Origin of the sequence: Pseudoalteromonas sp. 2CM37A, assembly GCF_023161885.1 — a bacterium.
GTDB lineage: Bacteria > Pseudomonadota > Gammaproteobacteria > Enterobacterales > Alteromonadaceae > Pseudoalteromonas > Pseudoalteromonas atlantica.
Genome location: NZ_JALNTJ010000007.1, coordinates 89,734 through 107,362, shown reverse-complemented (window position 1 = coordinate 107,362; position 17,629 = coordinate 89,734). Strand labels below are relative to the sequence as shown.

The window sequence follows — 17,629 nt, the reverse complement described above, 5'->3', positions numbered from 1 at the left end:
AGTTATAAGCAGGCTATTACCAAATCATCTCAACAAATTCAGGGTGATCGATATACGGGTTACGATTACCTTGAAACTCATAAGCTGCTTGGTTACGGTCAAGTTCCATTTGGCTAACAGGGTCGGCGTTATGCCAGTTAAGTAGCATAGCTACCACCCAGTTTTCGAATACTTGATTGCTTGTGCCATTAAGGACTGCATTACTGGCAGTTGTGTTATTTTGCCACGAGTCTATTACATTCTCGTAGCGGGTTGCCATGTAAAAATAAGCGCGGGCAAAGTCACCTTTAAACTCATCAATTGGCTCAAACACCGTACCTGAGTAATTAATAGAGCTTGCTGCTGAACCGACTTTACTACCGTTTGTTGATGTAAATGATGCACTAGCCACTTCACCAAAAGGGTAGTTACTACGTTTTGAGTTTACATAACCGTCGGTTGCATAAATGTGGTGCACGTCTGAATTCATTGGCTCATTTGTGCCGCCAAACCAGCTTTTAGGGAACGAATGCTCACGGTTATAGCAATCTGCTTCACTGTTATAAGTACCACACTGATCGCTCACCGCGGTGTAAGTATAGCTGTCGCTACCATTTGGCTTTTCACTATACATATCTAAAATACTGTTATCGTTTTCAAAGTATTTATCGCGTGCTGAAGAATCGTAAAAGTTCCAAATAGCCGAGTAACCTTGCGAGCTGTGATTTTTGATAATGTTATAAAGCTCAGTTTTTAATGCATAGCCAGATAGACCTTGAGTTGTTATGTAATAACCTGTTGGTGTTGGGTTAGTGCCACCGCCAGTATCACCACCAGAGCTATCGCCTAATTCAAAAGTTGTACTATCTGTGTTATTAAAACTTGCGCCACTGGCAAGTGTGGTGCTGCCTTGAGTGAGCGCATAATTACCATTACCTACGTTACAGCACATACCGTCGCCATAGCTGTCACTTATAACTAGGGTGTATGCGCCATCAGTTAAACATAGTTGCTCAATATATTGTGTGTTAGAGGCATAACCACTACCACTACCACTACCACTGGCTACGCTGCTACCTTGGCTGTTGTTAACCACCCAGCTGGTTTCGCTGCCGTAGTTATCGGTATTAAGGGTTAAAGTAAGGCTATGGTCGTTACAGCTGCCTGAAGCACCGCCGTCTGTATTAGGCAAAAAATTATCTACATAAACGGTTTCATTGCCATCAAAGCCGCTCATATCGTAAAAACGTAAACCAACATTAATGGTTTTATTACTGCTAGGCGTATAACTGTGGCTAATTGTTTGCCACTGGTTAGTTTGCGCTTGGTTAGAGTACCCTTGGTAGCCATCTACATACAGGCGGGCTCTTATGCTTCCTTCAGTGTGATATACATCCACTGAGAAATCATATGTTTTGCCCGCCTCCACACTAACTTGTTGTAATAAGTCGGTATTGCTTTGCGAGCCGGTGGTCACATTAATAGCCGCCGCGCTGTTTGCGTTATTTACGATACTGGTTGAGCGCGATACATTAATACCGCTATCAATTGTGGTCCACGCGTCAGGCGTATTGCCTGTCCACTGCTCAAAGCCGCCATTTGCGACATTGGCCATTGTTGGGGTGGCGGCAATCAGTAATGCCGTGCTAAGTAACTTATTTTTGTATGTCCCGTGTGACATGATTGTTCCTATTTTTTATAGTTGAGTAAATAACATACACTATCTGCACAAGGTTACAAATTTGTTAAATACAAAATTAATAAAATAGCAATAATAAGCCTTTAAGCTGTTTTTGAAGGTCTTTATATAAATTAATAACTAAATGGAATAACAAAGCAGATTCTATTCTTTTTTTCTCACCGCATAGCCCGCTATCCTGCACACTAATAAAACCTCAGCAGAGTTACTCTGGGTGAGGTAAAACTCATTTTGAACAGCGCACCATGTGGGCTGTATGTAATTTTCAGGGTTATGGGGAACAAATTCATGTTGTTAGGTCAACTTAACGCAGCGGCAAGCCCGCTATCGCAAGAGCAAGTACAAAAGCTGCAAGGCTTAGTAGCAGAACTTAATCCGATTCAGCAAGCATGGGTAAGTGGTTACTTAGCTGCAAATGCTAATTCTGCGGCTCTTGGTGGGCAAGCGCCTACAGCGGCTGCAAGCGATGCTGCGCCACTTACTATTTTGTATGGTTCGCAAACAGGTAATGCAAAAGGTGTGGCGACTAAGCTTAAAGAGCAAGCTGAGTCGCGCGGTTTAGCTGTAAAACTTGTGAGCATGTCTGACTACAAACCTACAGCCCTGAAAAAAGAAAAGTTTTTAACCGTTGTTGTATCTACCTACGGTGAAGGTGAGCCACCTGAAGATGCTGAAACACTGTATGAATTTTTAACTACCAAAAAAGCACCTAAGTTAGATGACGTTAAAGTCGCGGTACTGGGTTTAGGCGACTCTAGCTATGAGTTTTTCTGCCAAACAGCAAAAGACTTTGAAGAGCGTTTAAACAAACTTGGCGCAGAAACTATTTTCCAACGTGCCGACCTAGATGTTGATTACGATGATGAAGCAGCCACTTGGATCACCGGTGCACTTGATGCATTCGAACCTGATCTAAAAGCGCAGCAAGATGCTGCGGGCGGCCAAGTTGTATCAATGCCATTTGGCGCACCAACAGCGGCAGCAAGCCAATACACTAAGCAAAACCCATTTGCGGCAGAGCTTGTTACCGTACAAAAAATTACAGGGCGCGATTCTACTAAAGATGTACGCCATGTTGAGATTTCGCTTGAAGGCTCAGACATCACCTACTTACCTGGTGATTCATTAGGCGTGTACTTTTTAAATGATGAAACCCGCGTAGATGAGCTACTAACACACACGCAAATCGATTCAGGCACACTTGTAAAAGTGGGCGAAGAGTCACTGCCTATTCGCGATGCATTAATCGAAAAGTTAGAGCTTACTCAGTCATACCCAGGCTTTGTAGAAAAATACGCAGTTGCAACGGGCACGCCAGAGCTACTAAAGCTTGTAGAAGATAAAGCCGCTATGCGTGAGTACATTGAGCCTCGTCAAATTTTTGATGTAGTGGCACAAAATCCTGCAAAAATAGACGCACAAACCTTAGTTGATTGCCTACGTAAACTACAAGCGCGCTTATACTCAATCGCTTCAAGCCAAAGCGAGGTTGAAGAGGAAGTTCACTTAACGGTAGGTTTAGTTGAGTTTGACGCCTTTGGCAGCGAACATTTAGGTGGCTGCTCTGGTTATTTAGCACGCCGTGCTGAAGAAGGGTGTAAAGTTAAAGTATTTAGTGAGCACAACGACAACTTCCGTTTACCTAGCGATGATAATACCCCCATTATTATGGTTGGCCCAGGTACCGGTATTGCGCCATTCCGTGCATTTTTACAAGAGCGTGACTCGCGAGAAGCACAAGGCAAAAATTGGCTGTTTTTCGGTAACCCACACTTTACACAAGACTTCTTGTATCAAGTAGAAATTCAGGGTTATTTAAAATCAGGCCTATTAAGCAAAGTTGACGTTGCATTTAGCCGTGACCAAGCCGAAAAAGTATACGTACAAGACAAGCTACGCAAAAACTCAAAAGAAATTTTTGAGTGGCTAGAAGCAGGAGCGCATTTTTATGTGTGTGGTGATGCAAACCGCATGGCAAAAGATGTACACAACGCCTTAGTTGATATCATCAGCGAAAACACCGGTAAAAGCTACGAAGACGCAGAGCAATATTTAAAAGACTTACGTAGCGCTAACCGCTATCAGAAAGACGTGTATTAATCACGTTTCTTATTTTATTAACAGCTAGCAGCCGTCACTGTAACAAATTTAGGATTTAAAATGAGCGAACAAGATAAAAACGTAAAACTTTCTGATAACGAACGTTTGAAAAGAGAAAGTAACTTTTTACGTGGCACCATAGAGCAAGACTTAAAAGATGAAATTACCGGTGGTTTTACAGCCGATAACTTCCAACTTATACGTTTTCACGGTATGTACCAGCAAGATGACCGCGATATACGTCCTGAGCGCGCAAAGCAAAAGCTAGAGCCGCTGCACAATGTAATGCTACGTGCACGTATGCCTGGCGGTATTATCAAGCCTGAGCAATGGCTAGCAATTGATAAATTTGCCGATGAAAAAACAAGCTACGGCAGTATTCGTTTAACAACACGTCAAACGTTTCAATTTCATGGTGTATTAAAGCCAAATATTAAAGGCATGCACCAAATGCTTAATAGCGTTGGCATTGACTCTATTGCCACTGCAGGCGATGTAAACCGTAACGTACTATGTACGACTAACCCTGTTGAGTCAGAGTTACATCAAGAAGCGTATGAGTGGGCTGCAAAAATTTCTGAGCATTTACTTCCAAAAACGAAAGCATACGCTGAAATTTGGTTAAATGGCGAAAAAGCAGAAACCACAGAAGAGCCAATTTTAGGTTCTAACTACTTACCGCGTAAGTTTAAAACCACGGTTACCATTCCGCCTAACAACGAAGTTGATGTGCATGCGAATGACTTAAACTTTGTTGCTATTGCTGAAGATGGCAAGCTTGTTGGCTTTAACGTACTTGTAGGTGGTGGCCTAGCTATGACCCACGGTGATACGGCTACGTATCCGCGTAAAGCTGACGACTTTGGTTTTATTGCCCTAGAAGACACTTTAAAAATTGCTGAGCACGTTGTATCAGTGCAGCGCGATTGGGGTAACCGTTCTAACCGTAAAAATGCAAAAACTAAATACACACTAGACCGTGTTGGGTCTGACGTATTCAAAGCCGAAGTAGAAAAACGTGCCGGTGTAAGCTTTGCACCAAGCCGCCCTTATGAGTTTACTCACCGTGGCGATCGTATTGGTTGGGTAGAAGGCATTGATGGCAAGCACCACCTTACGCTATTTATACAAAGTGGCCGTATTTTAGACTACCCAGGTAAGCCATTAAAAACAGGTTGTCGTAAAATTGCAGAAGTGCATCAAGGCGATATGCGTATGACGGCTAACCAAAACTTAATTATTGCCGGTGTGCCTGCCGATCAAAAAGCAGTTATTGAAGAAATTGCCCGTAACCACGGCCTAATTGATGACAAAGACACTGAGCAACGTAAAAATTCAATGGCGTGTGTAGCATTGCCAACGTGTCCGCTTGCTATGGCCGAAGCTGAGCGTTACTTACCAAGCTTAATTGAAAAAACCGAAGCACTACTTGCTAAGCATGGCATACCTGATGACAGCATTATTATGCGTGTTGTAGGTTGTCCTAACGGTTGTGGCCGCGCAATGCTTGCAGAAGCTGGTTTAGTAGGTAAAGGCCCTGGTAAATACAACGTTTACCTAGGCGGTAATTTAGAAGGTACACGCATTCCTAAACTGTACCTAGAAAACGTAGGTGAAGATGTTTACCTAGACGCGTTTGATAAGCTGATTGGCCAGTGGGCAAGTGAGCGAAACGACGGTGAATGTTTTGGTGACTTTGTAATTCGCAAAGGCATTGTTGCTGAAGTAAAAGTATCAGTAACCGATTTTCACGCTTAATTAAATACCCACGCGGAGCGTGGGTGAGGTTTAAAATTGACCATGAGTGAATTTAAAAACATATTACAGCTTGATAAGCAAAGCCAAGCGGCATTGCTTGCAGATGCAAACGGCATACTTGCACCAATGAGTGCGGAGCAGCGTGTTGCATGGGCACTAGAGAACTTACCCGATACAGCTTTTTTATCATCAAGCTTTGGTATTCAAGCGGCGGTCATGCTGCATTTAGTAACATCTCAGCGTCCTGATATTCCTGTGGTATTAACCGATACGGGTTATTTATTTCCAGAAACGTATCAGTTTATTGAGCAAATGACAGCGCGCCTATCACTTAATTTACAGGTGTATAAAGCTGAGCTAAGCCCTGCATGGCAAGAAGCTAAATACGGTAAATTATGGGAACAAGGCGAGGACGGTATTAAGCAATATAATCAGCTTAATAAAGTAGAGCCCATGACCCGCGCATTAAAAGAAATTGGTGCCGGTACTTGGTTTAGTGGCTTGCGCCGTGACCAATCGTCGACCCGTGCAGATAAACAGTTTGTTGAGATAAGCCGAGGTACGGTAAAAGTGTACCCGATTATTGAATGGACAAACCGCGATGTATATCAATACCTTACCAAGCATGATTTACCTTACCACCCATTATGGGAGCAAGGTTATGTGTCGATGGGTGATGTGCATACTACGCGTAAACTTGAGCCAGGTATGAGCGAAGAAGAAACGCGCTTTTTTGGTTTAAACCGCGAATGCGGGCTGCATATTGACGGCGATGGTATTTAAAAAAAGCGAATGCTAAACAACTATTTAAACGCAACTTAGGTTGCGTTTTTTATTGCAAAAAAATTGCCTGATTAAGTATTTTTTATTAGAATTGCCTTTCAAGGATTCATTTTTAAGCAGGAACGCTATGAAATACTTCACCTACTTGGCAATATCAGTCATGATCATTGCTGTTATCTCTTTGTTTTACCTAAAAAAGCCAGATGGCCAAACATGGCTTTCTAGTTCATCTATTAGTGCTGAATCTCACAAAATTAAAGAAAAAATGGTCGCGTTATCTACCAATACGCTTAATCAGGCAGTGCAAGGCGCAAAGCAAGCAGGCGATAAAATTGCGCAGAGTGTAAACAATGATGCGGCGACAATTAAACCCGGTAGTAAAATTTATAAGTGGCAAGATAAAAACGGCCAATGGCATTTTTCAGATACGCCTAATGCAGATGGCAAAAGTATTGAGGTAAAACTTGATGCCCGTGATGTCACTGTTGTAGCCGCAGAAGACACCTCAATTTTGAGTAGCAGTGCAAGCACCTCAAAAAAGAGTATTCAACCACCTACACCAACCGTTTACAACGCTGAATCTATTCAAAAACTGTTTGAAGATGCTGAAAAGGCAAAGCAAAAATTAGAGCAGCGCAGTAAAGAGATGCAAAGTATAGGTGGGTACTAAATTTTTATTGTGCGCTTAGCATTAAAGCTTACTCAATATGAGGGGTTTTAATCGTGCGGGGTTTGTAATTAGTGAGCTGAGTTACTGCGCCTTCGTTATGCTAAGGGCTTATAACCAGTTAAAAGCAATACCAAGTTGCAATACTCGTTAATTATTTAGCGCATAAAAAAGCCTAGCGACTGCTAGGCTTTTTAATTTTAAATATATGATTAGTCAAGCATGTTACGTAAAACGTATTGTAGAATACCGCCGTGCTTGTAGTAGTCCCACTCTTTAGGGGTATCTATACGTACATCGGCGCTAAAGCTGACTTTTTTGCCCTCAGCATTCGTGGCAATAATGCTCACTTCATTCGTTTTGTCGTACAAACCTTCAATATCAAACTGCTCTTGGCCAGTTAAATTTAATGATTCGTGGCTCTCACCCTCTTTAAATTGTAAAGGCAGTACACCCATACCAATGAGGTTAGAGCGGTGAATACGCTCATAACTTTGTGCAACCACCGCTTTTACACCCAATAAAAGCGAGCCTTTTGCTGCCCAGTCGCGTGATGAACCGGTACCGTATTCTTTACCAGCTAACACAATTAATGGTGTGTTACTCTTTTCATATTCCATTGCGGCATCGTAAATGCTGGCAAGCTTGTCATCAGGTTGGGTGCGAGTAACGCCACCTTCTGTACCTGGTGCGAGTAAGTTTTTAAGCCTAACGTTCGCAAATGTGCCTCGCATCATCACTTCGTGGTTACCACGGCGTGAACCGTACGAGTTAAACTGCGCTTTTTCTACGCCTTTTTCCTGTAAGTAAATACCGGCTGGCGCTTCAGCTTTAATGGCCCCCGCAGGAGAAATATGGTCAGTGGTTACTGAGTCGCCAAGTTTAGCTAAACAACGCGCCCCTTCAATTGTTGGCACGCCTGGTGGTTCAACGCTCATGCCCTCAAAGAATGGTGCTTTTTTAATGTAAGTTGACCCATCATCCCAATCATAGAGCTTACCATCAGGAATTTGAATTTTTTGCCAACGGCTGTCGCCTTCGTATACGTTGGCATAGCTTTTTTCGAACATTTCTCTGGTTACCGTTTTCTGTACTAGTTCGCTGACTTCGCTCACGCTTGGCCAAATATTTTTCAGGTAAATATCGTTACCGTTTTCATCTTGCGCTAAGGGCTCGTTGTATACATCTATGTCTGTACGTCCTGCAATGGCATACGCTACCACAAGTGGAGGCGAGGCTAAAAAGTTCATTTTAACGTCTTGGTGTATACGCCCTTCAAAATTACGGTTACCCGATAAAATAGAGCTTACAACTAGCTTGTGCTTTTGAATTGCTTCGCTAATTTCATCTGCAAGCGGGCCTGAGTTACCTATACACGTGGTACAACCATAACCGACCAAGTTAAAGCCTAAGCTTTCTAGGTCATCCATTAGGCCTGCTTTTTCAAGGTAGTCGGTTACCACTTGCGAACCAGGTGCAAGCGATGTTTTAACCCACGGTTTTACATTAATACCCAGCTGTTTAGCTTTTTGAGCCACTAAGCCTGCGGCTAAAATAACACTGGGGTTAGAGGTATTTGTACAGCTTGTAATAGCGGCAATAACACAGGCGCCATCGTTTAGTTCAAATTCTTGGCCTTTAAACTTCACTTTGGCTGCACCCATAAACTGCGCTTCGTCTACCGGTTCATCTGGGTTGGTTGTTGGGCCTTCACTTTCAATGCGCGCTTCTTCAATATCGCTTTTATCACGACGAGCCATACGCTCATCTTGAAAACCTTTTAGGTGCTGGCCTATCACATCACCGGCTTTATCAAGTGTAATTCTGTCTTGTGGGCGTTTAGGGCCTGCAAGGCTAGGTACTACATCGTCTAATTTAAGCTCAAGGGTGTCTGTGTAATGCGCTTCGTCGCCTTCATGGCGCCATAAGCCTTGGTGTTTAGCGTAGTCTTCAATCAGTTTGAGGTGATCTTCATCGCGGTTCGTTAAACGCAGGTAGTTAATTGTTTCATCATCAATTGGGAAAATACCACATGTTGCACCGTACTCTGGCGCCATATTGGCAATGGTTGCTCTATCGGCGAGCGGTAAATCAGCTAGGCCGTCACCATAAAACTCAACAAATTTACCCACTACTCCGTGGTTACGTAGCATTTCGGTAACGGTGAGCACTAAATCGGTAGCTGTGGTGCCCTCGGGTAATCGGCCATTTAATTTAAAGCCCACTACCTGAGGAATAAGCAAGCTAATTGGTTGCCCAAGCATGGCTGCTTCGGCTTCAATACCACCTACGCCCCAGCCTAACACACCTAAACCATTAATCATGGTGGTGTGCGAATCAGTCCCTACAAGGGTGTCTGGGTAGGCTATTGATTTTCCGTTTTCACTGTCGTTAAAAACAACACGCGCTAAAAACTCTAAGTTTACTTGGTGCACAATACCTGTAGCTGGTGGCACTACTTTTAAATTATCAAAAGCAGTTTGCCCCCAGCGTAAAAATTCGTAGCGTTCTTTATTTCGTTCGTATTCTAGCTTGGCATTTAAATCAAACGCACCGTCGTCACCGTAGCCATCTACTTGTACTGAGTGGTCAATTACAAGTTCAGCTGGAGAAAGCGGGTTTATTTTTGCAGGATCGCCACCTAGCTTTTCCATTGCATCACGCATGGCAGCTAAATCAACAATGGCGGGAACACCTGTAAAGTCTTGCATTACAACACGTGCCGGCGTAAAGGCCACCTCAGCTGAGGGCTTTGCTTTAGGGTCCCAATCAAGAAGGGCTTGAATGTCTTGTTCTTTAATATTTACGCCATCTTCATTGCGTAATAGGTTTTCTAGTAATACTTTGAGAGAAAAGGGCAATCGCTTTGCTTTATCGCCTAATCCTTTAAGTGAGTGAATATGGTATTGCTCGCCATTAATCGTTAATTGTTGTTGGGTGTCGAAACTATTCATTTTTTGCCCCTTTGATAGTTAGGATTATGTCCTTGATAAAATAACGTGTTTATTTGCCAATAGTTTGCAAAGTGCATACCAGAGATAATAAATATGACAAATCAGGCTAAAAAGCAGGTAGCGCAATGCATGTTTTTTAGACAGTACTAAGTATAGAAGTGCTACCTAAAATTGTTTTTTCAAGTAGCAAAATAATGAGTTTACAAAAGGGGGGAAAGTTAGTTCAACCAACCTTGTTGTTTGCTTTTTATGCTTAAATATAAAAGCAAAAACGCAATAACAATCACTAAAACAGGCATAAACACCGCGCTTACCCCCAGCATTTTAATGCTATTTATCACAATGAAATTATAAAATTGCTGAATAAATATCGCTACCAACGATAGCGCAAAGGTAGGCGTTGCAAGTGCATTTTTGGCCAATAGTAGTATGCAGCCAAGGGTGCCACCAAATACCGCTACAGCAAATGCAATGATAGACCATAAAGGCACGTTCGAATATGCAGCTTGTTGATCTAACGGAAGTTTACTTATCATCTCGGGGGTCATCATAAGGTGCATTATAAATGCAAACACACCTAATAAATTCCAGATAAGTGCTGCCCACAGGGCGGGTTTAAACCAATTGGGTGTAGCTGAGGTTGTCATATTATTACCTTGTTTTTATTGTATTTTACGAGGTAATTAAAGAGCAAAAAGGCTAACTGTTCAAGCTAGCCTATACATATAATAAAAACGACACAAAGCGCTAAGGGCTAGCCAAATGAGATAGGGCGACGCCCTGTATTTTCATCAACCTTTGGCTTTTTAGTGCGCTTTCTTTTATTTTTTGCCGGCTTTTGAGCTGTTTCATTAGGTGTTTTTTCTGGCTGTGGCTGGGTTGTTGCCACTGGGCGCTCTACAGGAGTCGCATCTTCACTTAAAGTGAGTTGAAAAAGCTCGCCATCGAATTCTAGTACATCGCCACTGTATAATTTTTTCCGTTTTATTGTACATATTTCATGGTTAACCCCAACATAGCCTTGCGCTATTAGGTTTTTAGCTTGGCCGCCACCTTCTACTAAATCGAGTACTTTTAGTAATTTACAAAGCTCTATAGGTTCTTCTTCAAGTTCAATTTCAATGTATTCTTCTGACATGGTTATCTCTGTTGGTGGCGCATAAGCAGCAAGTATAAAGGCTTGCACTGTTTTTTGCACCTAGCAAGCCCGCCCTAGTGGGATAAAAAAGAGTGATAAATATAAAACTTTTTTCAACTTTAAAAAAACTGCAGCATTTGATGCGTATGCTCTAGCAAAAATTTGGTGTGCTATTTGCTATTGCTTTGGCAAATAAAAAATCGTACCTAAAACATGGTAATTATTTCACCGTTTTAATTGTTTAGGTCTGCATATAATTGGAGCAGTAAATGGGCATAAGATTAGCAATGAAAAAAGAGCTAATGGGCTTAGATAATTCAGATATGCTGACAGCAGATGATGTAAGAGCTCACTTAGCTAACTCGGTAAAAACACACAAAGAGCAAGATGAACGCGGCTTTTCGGTTATTTCTAAGTTTAACGATACGCACAGTAGGCTAATTAGTGGTGATCCACTTAAAAAATCAAAACTGGAATTTGAACGTCATCGCTTATTTAATGAAGTTTTATATACGCGCCAAAGCGTAGATGCCTGGTTAGACAGCCAAACAAATTATACCAACGTACAATAATACTTAATTAAGCACATGAGTATTAAGTTGCTATAGATAGCTACCTCCAATAGACTACAATTGTAATCATTGGAGGTAACTATGAAAAATGGCATTTTAATCTGTATGTGGGCGCTATTATTAACTGCGTGCCAACAACCTACCGTTTATGTTTTTAGTGAAAACTTGCAAGATGAGCAGCGCAAGCAGCTCGATGCTGCGCTAAAAGCACAAAATCTTCCTTATGAATACGTAGCGCTAGAAATCCCATCTACCTTTAGTGAGGCTACATTACTCTTATCAAGCGATAAAATTTATCCAAAAGAAACTGAGCAGTTAGCTATTATTATGCAAGAGCTAGGTTATCAGCCCGAAATTAACTACACGACCCGATCAAATCATTTTTATGGCGATGGCAATATTGGTTTTTATTTAAAGAGCACTGATGGAGAAGACGCTTTTACTATGCCGTCTCGGCTAAGAACAACCCAATGCAGCGAAGACAAGTACAATGACTTAGCGGTTAGATTTTCAAATGAACACGCTGACTTTACCTTACCCAGTGGCGCTGTTGTAAGGTTAGGTTGGGAGTTTTTATATGGTTATGTTGTTATTTATTATAAAACCTACTCGCAAACATATAGCCACTCACAGCCGCTTGTAGCAACGCCCTTTGGCGCTAAGCCATCCGATACGTATACATTTACGGCGCATGTTAATCACCCCAGCTGGCTTGATTGCTCACTACAAATTGTTTATATGAACTGAGTGATAGAGTTAACCGTGGGTTTCTATGTGCTCACTCAGCTTTGCAATGCGCAGGCTCATACCTTCTATGATTCTATCTTTAATTTTTTCGCGTATTACATTAGGCAAGCGAGTAAGTGCCTCTGGGGTAATGGCAAGTACTATGGTGTCGGTTTTAGCGCGAGCGCTCGTACTGCGCTCGCGGTTATTAATAAATGCGCCTTCACCGATAAACTCACCGGGCTCTATAGTGCCAAGCTCCAGCAAGTGGTTATGTTTAAAAACAAGTAACGCACCACTTAATACAATGTATAAGCGTTTGTCGTTATCGTATTGTTTAAATAAAAACTGATGCTGGTTAACTAAATACAATAACCCAAACGACTCTAGTAGCACTTGGCGTTCAGCAAGGGTGAAGTCTTTAAAAAAGTGCAATCTATTCACTATTTCCATTTGTTTAAACAATGGAATGTGTTCTATTAATTTCATCCTAGGGCCAACGAGTAACGGTTAGAAGCTAGCTAATATTGCGCTCTTTTAATTTGCGGGTCAACGTGTTGCGCCCCCAGCCAATTTTTATGGCTGCATCTTGTTTATGGCCAGAGCAATTAGCCAGTGCTGTTTTTATAAGGCGAGTTTCAAGCTGAGCTTGAATATCAGGCCAAATGTTTTCTTTACCTTGCTTAAGCTCTTGATTGAGCCATTGCTGAAATGCATCGAGCCAATCACCTTCTTGTTGAACAGGCGCTGCATCAATGATCTCTGGTGGTAGGTCTTGCTCACTTACTAATTCACCAGGGGCCATAACGGTCAACCAGCGACAGGTGTTTTCGAGTTGGCGAACATTACCAGGCCAGCTAAATAGCCTAAGCTGCTCTGTGGCTTTTGGGCTTAGCACTTTACTTTCTACTTGCAGGTCTTTTGCGCTTTTGTGTAAAAAGTGCTGCGCTAGGCGCTCAATGTCTTCAGTTCTTTCTCTAAGAGCCGGTAAACGAAGGCGCACAACGTTTAAACGATGAAATAAATCGTCCCTAAATTTACCCTGTTTTACTAAATCTTCTAAATTTTGATGCGTTGCAGCAATAATGCGTACATCAACCTTAATACTTTGATGCCCGCCCACACGGTAAAATTCACCATCGGCGAGTACGCGTAATAAACGTGTTTGCACATCCAGTGGCATATCGCCAATTTCATCTAAAAACAGTGTGCCGCCATTGGCTTGTTCAAAGCGGCCTTTACGAACGCTATCGGCACCAGTAAATGCGCCTTTTTCGTGGCCAAATAGCTCAGACTCCACAAGCTCTTTTGGAATAGCGGCCATGTTTAATGCAATAAACTGGTTTTCTTTACGTGGGCTATGGTTATGTAAAGCGCTGGCAACAAGCTCTTTACCTGTGCCAGACTCACCATTAATTAGTACGCTCATACTTGAAGCCGACAGTTTACCTATCGCTCTAAACACTTCCTGCATCGCAGGGGCTTCGCCAATAATGTGCGCGCTTTTAGGTGGAACTTGTTTACGCTTAGTCTTTTTAGTTGAGTTTGCTCTACCGGCACTTTCGATTAATGCCACGGCTTCGTTTAAATCAAATGGCTTGGCTAAGTACTCAAACGCGCCTTTTTGAAATGCGTTAACCGCTGAGTCTAAATCTGAGTGGGCGGTCATTATAATAACCGGCAGCCCAGGGTTTTGCTCTGCTATGAGTTCAAGCAATGCCATGCCGTCCATGCCAGGCATCCGTACGTCAGATACCAGCACGGTTGGTTGGCTAAATTTTAGCGCGCTTAACACGTCTTGCGCATTTGCAAAGCTTTCTGCTTCAAACCCTGCGCGTGTCAGCGCTTTTTCTAATACAAAGCGAATTGATGCGTCATCATCTACAAGCCAAACTGTTTTCATGCCAACTCCAAAACATTAATCTGCAAAAGGCAGATAGATATTAAATTCAGTATGGCCAGGCCAGCTATCGCAGTCTATATAACCGTCGTGCTGATCTATGAGCGTTTGTGCGATTGAAAGCCCTAGCCCTGAGCCACCTTTTTTGTTGGTGATCATCGGGTAAAACAATGTTTCGCGAACGCTAGGGTCTATGCCTGGTCCATTATCAGAAACCTGGATCAACAAGGCTTTTTTAGGGGCTTTTCCGGGGCGGCGATACTGATGATTAATGCGGGTTTTTATTTTTATTTCACCGCCATCAACTAACGCCTGTTGAGCATTGCGTACAATATTAAGTACAACTTGCTGAACCTTGCCTTGGTCAATAAACACATCAGGGATACTTGGGTCGTAATCTTTAACTAGACTAATATTTTTACAATTATCTAATGTGCTTAATTTAACAACCGACTCAAGTGTTTGGTGAATATTGCCATACGACTTTTGCGGAAGCTGATTTGGCCCAAGTAGCCTATCAACTAATTCGCGTAATCGGTCGGCTTGCTCAATTATAAGCTCAGCGCATTCGTCCCTTTCTTGTTGATCTACCTCATACTGCAATAACTGCGCCGCTCCGCGTATTCCCCCTAAAGGATTTTTAATTTCGTGGGCAAGCCCTCTAATTAAATTTCGTGCCGCTTGATATTGATGCATTTGGTTAGAGGCTTTGTCGTGTTTTATTTCTTCATCGGTTTTACGACACTCAAGTAAAATATAGCGTTCGTTTTTAAACTTAACTTGGCGCGATGTAATAGCTATTTTTGCATGGCGAGAATCTATAAAGACCACGTCAGCTCTGTGCTGGCTGCAATCTACACCATCAACAAGTGAGTACTGGGCTATGCGCTCTAAATCCACAGAATGGTAATTAAATAAGCTATTAAAGGTTTGCCCAATAATGCGCTTTTTACCCAAGCCGAGTAGTTCGCTGGTGCTGGTGTTGGCATAAACAAGGGTAAAATTTTTATCAAGTAACATGACCGATGTAGTTTGATTTTGCCAAATGGCATTGAGAAGTTCAGGGCTAAAATTTTGTTCGTTTGACATCTTTGCACCACTTTAGTGCGTTAATATTTGCAAGCAAGTTTTAATCAGTAAATACTGCTGCGCTAATTTTGTTTCATGAGACATTGTACTTAGTTTACAGCCTTTCTTTGCATCACAAAGGTACTGGGCTGACTGATAGCAATGGCTTGATTTTGTTTATTATAAAGTTTGAGATACAAAGTATGAGCTCCGTTTTCTACATCCCGTATGGCAAACGTTGATAAATCGCTTGCGGGCCCATAAGCGTTACCGTTTAAAAATAGCTGTATGGTAAAGCCAGCTTCAAAACGCGGTGTTATGCGGCTTGTTACGTACACCGAGCCGGTGTTTTCGCGTACGGTTTGGTTATGTGTAGGCGACGATATCATAATTTGAAAACGGTTAGGGTGCGTTGGTTGTGGTGAACCAGGGGTGTGTTTATCGGTCTCAGACAGGGTAAGATCTTGGCTGCTTAGTTTTATTTCGTGCGCGCCACTACGTGGTGTATCTGAGAACACTAAAACACCATTTTTATCTTTCCAAGCATAAATTTTCTTATTGCCTGCATAACTATAAATGCTTAATCCTAAAGCAAAAAATAGTAATAATATCCTGTAATTCACATTGCTACCCTGCATATTTTGTAATTACATAACTTTAGTGGAGATAACCCTAATTTACCATAAAAAAAAGCCCGCTAAGCGGGCTTGAGAACACACATTTATTATCTTATCGATAATTTTGTCTACGGCGTATTAAACGCTGTAGTACATTTCAAACTCAACTGGGTGAGTTGTCATGTTAAGTTTTTCAACTTCTTGAGATTTAAGTGCAATGTATGCATCGATTAAATCATCAGTAAATACGCCACCTTGTGTTAAGAATTCACGGTCAGCACTAAGTGCTTCTAGCGCTTCATCTAGTGAAGATGCAACTTGTGGAATTTCTGCTGCTTCTTCTGCTGGTAGGTCGTATAAATCCTTGTCCATAGCATCGCCAGGGTGGATCTTGTTTTTGATACCGTCAAGGCCAGCCATAAGCATTGCAGAGAAAGCAAGGTATGGGTTAGCAGTTGGATCTGGGAAGCGTACTTCGATACGACGACCTTTTTCAGATGGTACAACTGGGATACGGATTGATGCAGAACGGTTACGTGCAGAGTATGCAAGCATTACCGGTGCTTCAAAACCTGGTACTAAACGTTTGTACGAGTTAGTTGAGGCATTTGCAAACGCATTGATTGCTTTAGCGTGCTTAATAATACCGCCAATGTAGTAAAGTGCATCTTCAGAAAGACCACCGTACTTATCACCAGCAAAAAGGTTAACACCGTCTTTTGCTAAAGATTGGTGACAGTGCATACCAGAGCCGTTATCGCCTACAACAGGCTTAGGCATAAATGTGGCCGTTTTTCCGTAAAGGTGAGCCATGTTATGAATAACATATTTCATCTCTTGGATTTCATCCGCTTTTAATACCATTGTATTAAAGCGAGTTGCGATTTCGTTTTGACCCGCTGTTGCAACTTCGTGGTGATGCGCTTCTACTACTTGGCCTAGTTCTTCAAGTACTAAACAAGTAGCTGAACGCCAATCTTGTGAAGAGTCAACTGGTGAACATGGGAAGTAACCACCTTTAACACCTGGGCGATGACCTGTGTTACCACCTTCGTAGTCTTTATCTGAGTTCCATGCTGCTTCAACAGCATCAATTTTGTACATAGAACCTGACATATCTGACTTGTATTTAACATCATCAAATAGGAAGAATTCTGGCTCAGGGCCAAATAAAACTGTATCTGCGATACCGGTAGATTTCATGTACTCTTCAGCGCGTTTAGCAACTGAACGAGGGTCACGCTCGTAGCCTTGTAGTGTAGATGGCTCTACAACATCACAACGTACGATTAGCGTAGCTTCTTCTGTGAATGGGTCTAATTTTACTGAATCAGCTACTGGCATAAGTACCATGTCTGATTCGTTAATGCCTTTCCAACCTGCAATTGAAGAGCCGTCGAACATTTTGCCGTCTTCAAAAAAATCTTCATCTACTTGGTGATGAGGAATAGAAACATGTTGTTCTTTACCTCTAGTATCAGTAAAGCGTAAATCAATGAACTTAACGTCATTTTCTTTAATAAAATCTAAAACCGATTGTGACATGTGTCCTCCAACTGTTGGGTTTTATTATTGCTGCATTAAATGCTTTGGTTTTTTAGTAAGCCGATTTTATGCCATTATTTTAACTTGCTGTTTATTAAGTTAAAAATTATGGTTGCACAAAAG

15 protein-coding genes are annotated in these 17,629 nt (G+C 42.0%); 6 read left to right on the top strand and 9 right to left on the bottom strand.

All coding sequences use genetic code 11. The features are described 5' to 3' along the window. Positions 1-16: 16 nt before the first annotated feature. The gene (locus tag MTF68_RS15480) at positions 17-1,660 is read right to left on the bottom strand and encodes an endonuclease (RefSeq protein ID WP_248462989.1); all 1,644 of its coding nucleotides are present in this window, start codon (positions 1,658-1,660) and stop codon (positions 17-19) included. Between the two features lie 306 nt (positions 1,661-1,966). Between MTF68_RS15480 and MTF68_RS15475 the strand changes: the two genes are divergently transcribed. From MTF68_RS15475 to MTF68_RS15460, 4 genes are all read left to right on the top strand, one after another. Continuing rightward, the gene (locus tag MTF68_RS15475; protein ID WP_248462987.1) at positions 1,967-3,778 is read left to right on the top strand and encodes an assimilatory sulfite reductase (NADPH) flavoprotein subunit; all 1,812 of its coding nucleotides are present in this window, start codon (positions 1,967-1,969) and stop codon (positions 3,776-3,778) included. A gap of 60 nt (positions 3,779-3,838) precedes the next feature. Beyond that, positions 3,839-5,536: an assimilatory sulfite reductase (NADPH) hemoprotein subunit gene (gene cysI / locus MTF68_RS15470; protein ID WP_024031990.1), complete on the top strand. Its 1,698-nt coding sequence runs from the start codon at positions 3,839-3,841 to the stop codon at positions 5,534-5,536. A gap of 42 nt (positions 5,537-5,578) precedes the next feature. Next, positions 5,579-6,319: a phosphoadenylyl-sulfate reductase gene (locus MTF68_RS15465; RefSeq protein ID WP_248462985.1), complete on the top strand. Its 741-nt coding sequence runs from the start codon at positions 5,579-5,581 to the stop codon at positions 6,317-6,319. Positions 6,320-6,446: 127 nt separating this feature from the next. Beyond that, the gene (locus tag MTF68_RS15460; protein WP_004589443.1) at positions 6,447-6,989 is read left to right on the top strand and encodes a DUF4124 domain-containing protein; all 543 of its coding nucleotides are present in this window, start codon (positions 6,447-6,449) and stop codon (positions 6,987-6,989) included. Positions 6,990-7,198: 209 nt separating this feature from the next. Here MTF68_RS15460 and acnA read toward each other — a convergent pair whose 3' ends face one another. From acnA to MTF68_RS15445, 3 genes are all read right to left on the bottom strand, one after another. After that, positions 7,199-9,940 (bottom strand): aconitate hydratase AcnA, encoded by a 2,742-nt coding sequence (gene acnA, locus MTF68_RS15455; RefSeq protein WP_024031992.1) that lies wholly within the window; start codon positions 9,938-9,940, stop codon positions 7,199-7,201. Between the two features lie 218 nt (positions 9,941-10,158). Then, positions 10,159-10,587 carry a hypothetical protein gene (locus MTF68_RS15450; RefSeq protein WP_248462983.1) on the bottom strand — a complete coding sequence of 143 codons (429 nt, stop codon included), beginning with the start codon at positions 10,585-10,587 and terminating at the stop codon, positions 10,159-10,161. Positions 10,588-10,694: 107 nt separating this feature from the next. Further along, positions 10,695-11,078, bottom strand: coding sequence for an RNA-binding S4 domain-containing protein (locus tag MTF68_RS15445; protein WP_024031994.1), 384 nt, complete (start codon positions 11,076-11,078; stop codon positions 10,695-10,697). 269 nt (positions 11,079-11,347) lie between these two features. Here MTF68_RS15445 and MTF68_RS15440 point away from each other — a divergent pair, with 269 nt between their 5' ends. Together MTF68_RS15440 and MTF68_RS15435 are read left to right on the top strand one after the other, a co-directional pair. Next, complete coding sequence (locus MTF68_RS15440; RefSeq protein ID WP_248462982.1) at positions 11,348-11,650, top strand: hypothetical protein; 303 nt, start codon at positions 11,348-11,350, stop codon at positions 11,648-11,650. 81 nt (positions 11,651-11,731) lie between these two features. Next, positions 11,732-12,397, top strand: coding sequence for a hypothetical protein (locus MTF68_RS15435; RefSeq protein ID WP_248462981.1), 666 nt, complete (start codon positions 11,732-11,734; stop codon positions 12,395-12,397). Between the two features lie 9 nt (positions 12,398-12,406). Here MTF68_RS15435 and MTF68_RS15430 read toward each other — a convergent pair whose 3' ends face one another. From MTF68_RS15430 to glnA, 5 genes are all read right to left on the bottom strand, one after another. Continuing rightward, complete coding sequence (locus MTF68_RS15430; RefSeq protein WP_004589450.1) at positions 12,407-12,865, bottom strand: cyclic nucleotide-binding domain-containing protein; 459 nt, start codon at positions 12,863-12,865, stop codon at positions 12,407-12,409. Positions 12,866-12,893: 28 nt separating this feature from the next. Next, positions 12,894-14,279, bottom strand: coding sequence for a nitrogen regulation protein NR(I) (glnG, locus tag MTF68_RS15425; RefSeq protein ID WP_248462980.1), 1,386 nt, complete (start codon positions 14,277-14,279; stop codon positions 12,894-12,896). Between the two features lie 15 nt (positions 14,280-14,294). Then, a complete protein-coding gene (gene glnL, locus MTF68_RS15420; protein WP_248462979.1) occupies positions 14,295-15,365 on the bottom strand; it encodes a nitrogen regulation protein NR(II) in 1,071 nt (356 codons plus the stop codon). An 89-nt stretch (positions 15,366-15,454) separates the two neighbouring features. Then, the gene (locus MTF68_RS15415; RefSeq protein ID WP_024031997.1) at positions 15,455-15,967 is read right to left on the bottom strand and encodes a DUF4124 domain-containing protein; all 513 of its coding nucleotides are present in this window, start codon (positions 15,965-15,967) and stop codon (positions 15,455-15,457) included. A gap of 132 nt (positions 15,968-16,099) precedes the next feature. Next, positions 16,100-17,506, bottom strand: a complete 1,407-nt coding sequence (gene glnA, locus MTF68_RS15410) for a glutamate--ammonia ligase (RefSeq protein ID WP_024031998.1) — start codon at positions 17,504-17,506, stop codon at positions 16,100-16,102. Positions 17,507-17,629: the final 123 nt, after the last annotated feature.

Excerpts from the sequence above, each read along its gene's own strand:
- MTF68_RS15480 (WP_248462989.1), bottom strand. The coding sequence starts at position 1,660 with ATGTCACACGGGACATACAAAAATAAGTTACTTAGCACGGCATTACTG.
- MTF68_RS15445 (WP_024031994.1), bottom strand. The coding sequence starts at position 11,078 with ATGTCAGAAGAATACATTGAAATTGAACTTGAAGAAGAACCTATAGAG.
- MTF68_RS15450 (WP_248462983.1), bottom strand. The coding sequence starts at position 10,587 with ATGACAACCTCAGCTACACCCAATTGGTTTAAACCCGCCCTGTGGGCA.
- MTF68_RS15435 (WP_248462981.1), top strand. The coding sequence starts at position 11,732 with ATGAAAAATGGCATTTTAATCTGTATGTGGGCGCTATTATTAACTGCG.
- glnA (WP_024031998.1), bottom strand. The coding sequence starts at position 17,506 with ATGTCACAATCGGTTTTAGATTTTATTAAAGAAAATGACGTTAAGTTC.
- MTF68_RS15440 (WP_248462982.1), top strand. The coding sequence starts at position 11,348 with ATGGGCATAAGATTAGCAATGAAAAAAGAGCTAATGGGCTTAGATAAT.
- MTF68_RS15475 (WP_248462987.1), top strand. The coding sequence starts at position 1,967 with ATGTTGTTAGGTCAACTTAACGCAGCGGCAAGCCCGCTATCGCAAGAG.
- MTF68_RS15465 (WP_248462985.1), top strand. The coding sequence starts at position 5,579 with ATGAGTGAATTTAAAAACATATTACAGCTTGATAAGCAAAGCCAAGCG.
- glnL (WP_248462979.1), bottom strand. The coding sequence starts at position 15,365 with ATGTCAAACGAACAAAATTTTAGCCCTGAACTTCTCAATGCCATTTGG.
- acnA (WP_024031992.1), bottom strand. The coding sequence starts at position 9,940 with ATGAATAGTTTCGACACCCAACAACAATTAACGATTAATGGCGAGCAA.
- MTF68_RS15430 (WP_004589450.1), bottom strand. The coding sequence starts at position 12,865 with ATGAAATTAATAGAACACATTCCATTGTTTAAACAAATGGAAATAGTG.
- glnG (WP_248462980.1), bottom strand. The coding sequence starts at position 14,279 with ATGAAAACAGTTTGGCTTGTAGATGATGACGCATCAATTCGCTTTGTA.
- cysI (WP_024031990.1), top strand. The coding sequence starts at position 3,839 with ATGAGCGAACAAGATAAAAACGTAAAACTTTCTGATAACGAACGTTTG.
- MTF68_RS15460 (WP_004589443.1), top strand. The coding sequence starts at position 6,447 with ATGAAATACTTCACCTACTTGGCAATATCAGTCATGATCATTGCTGTT.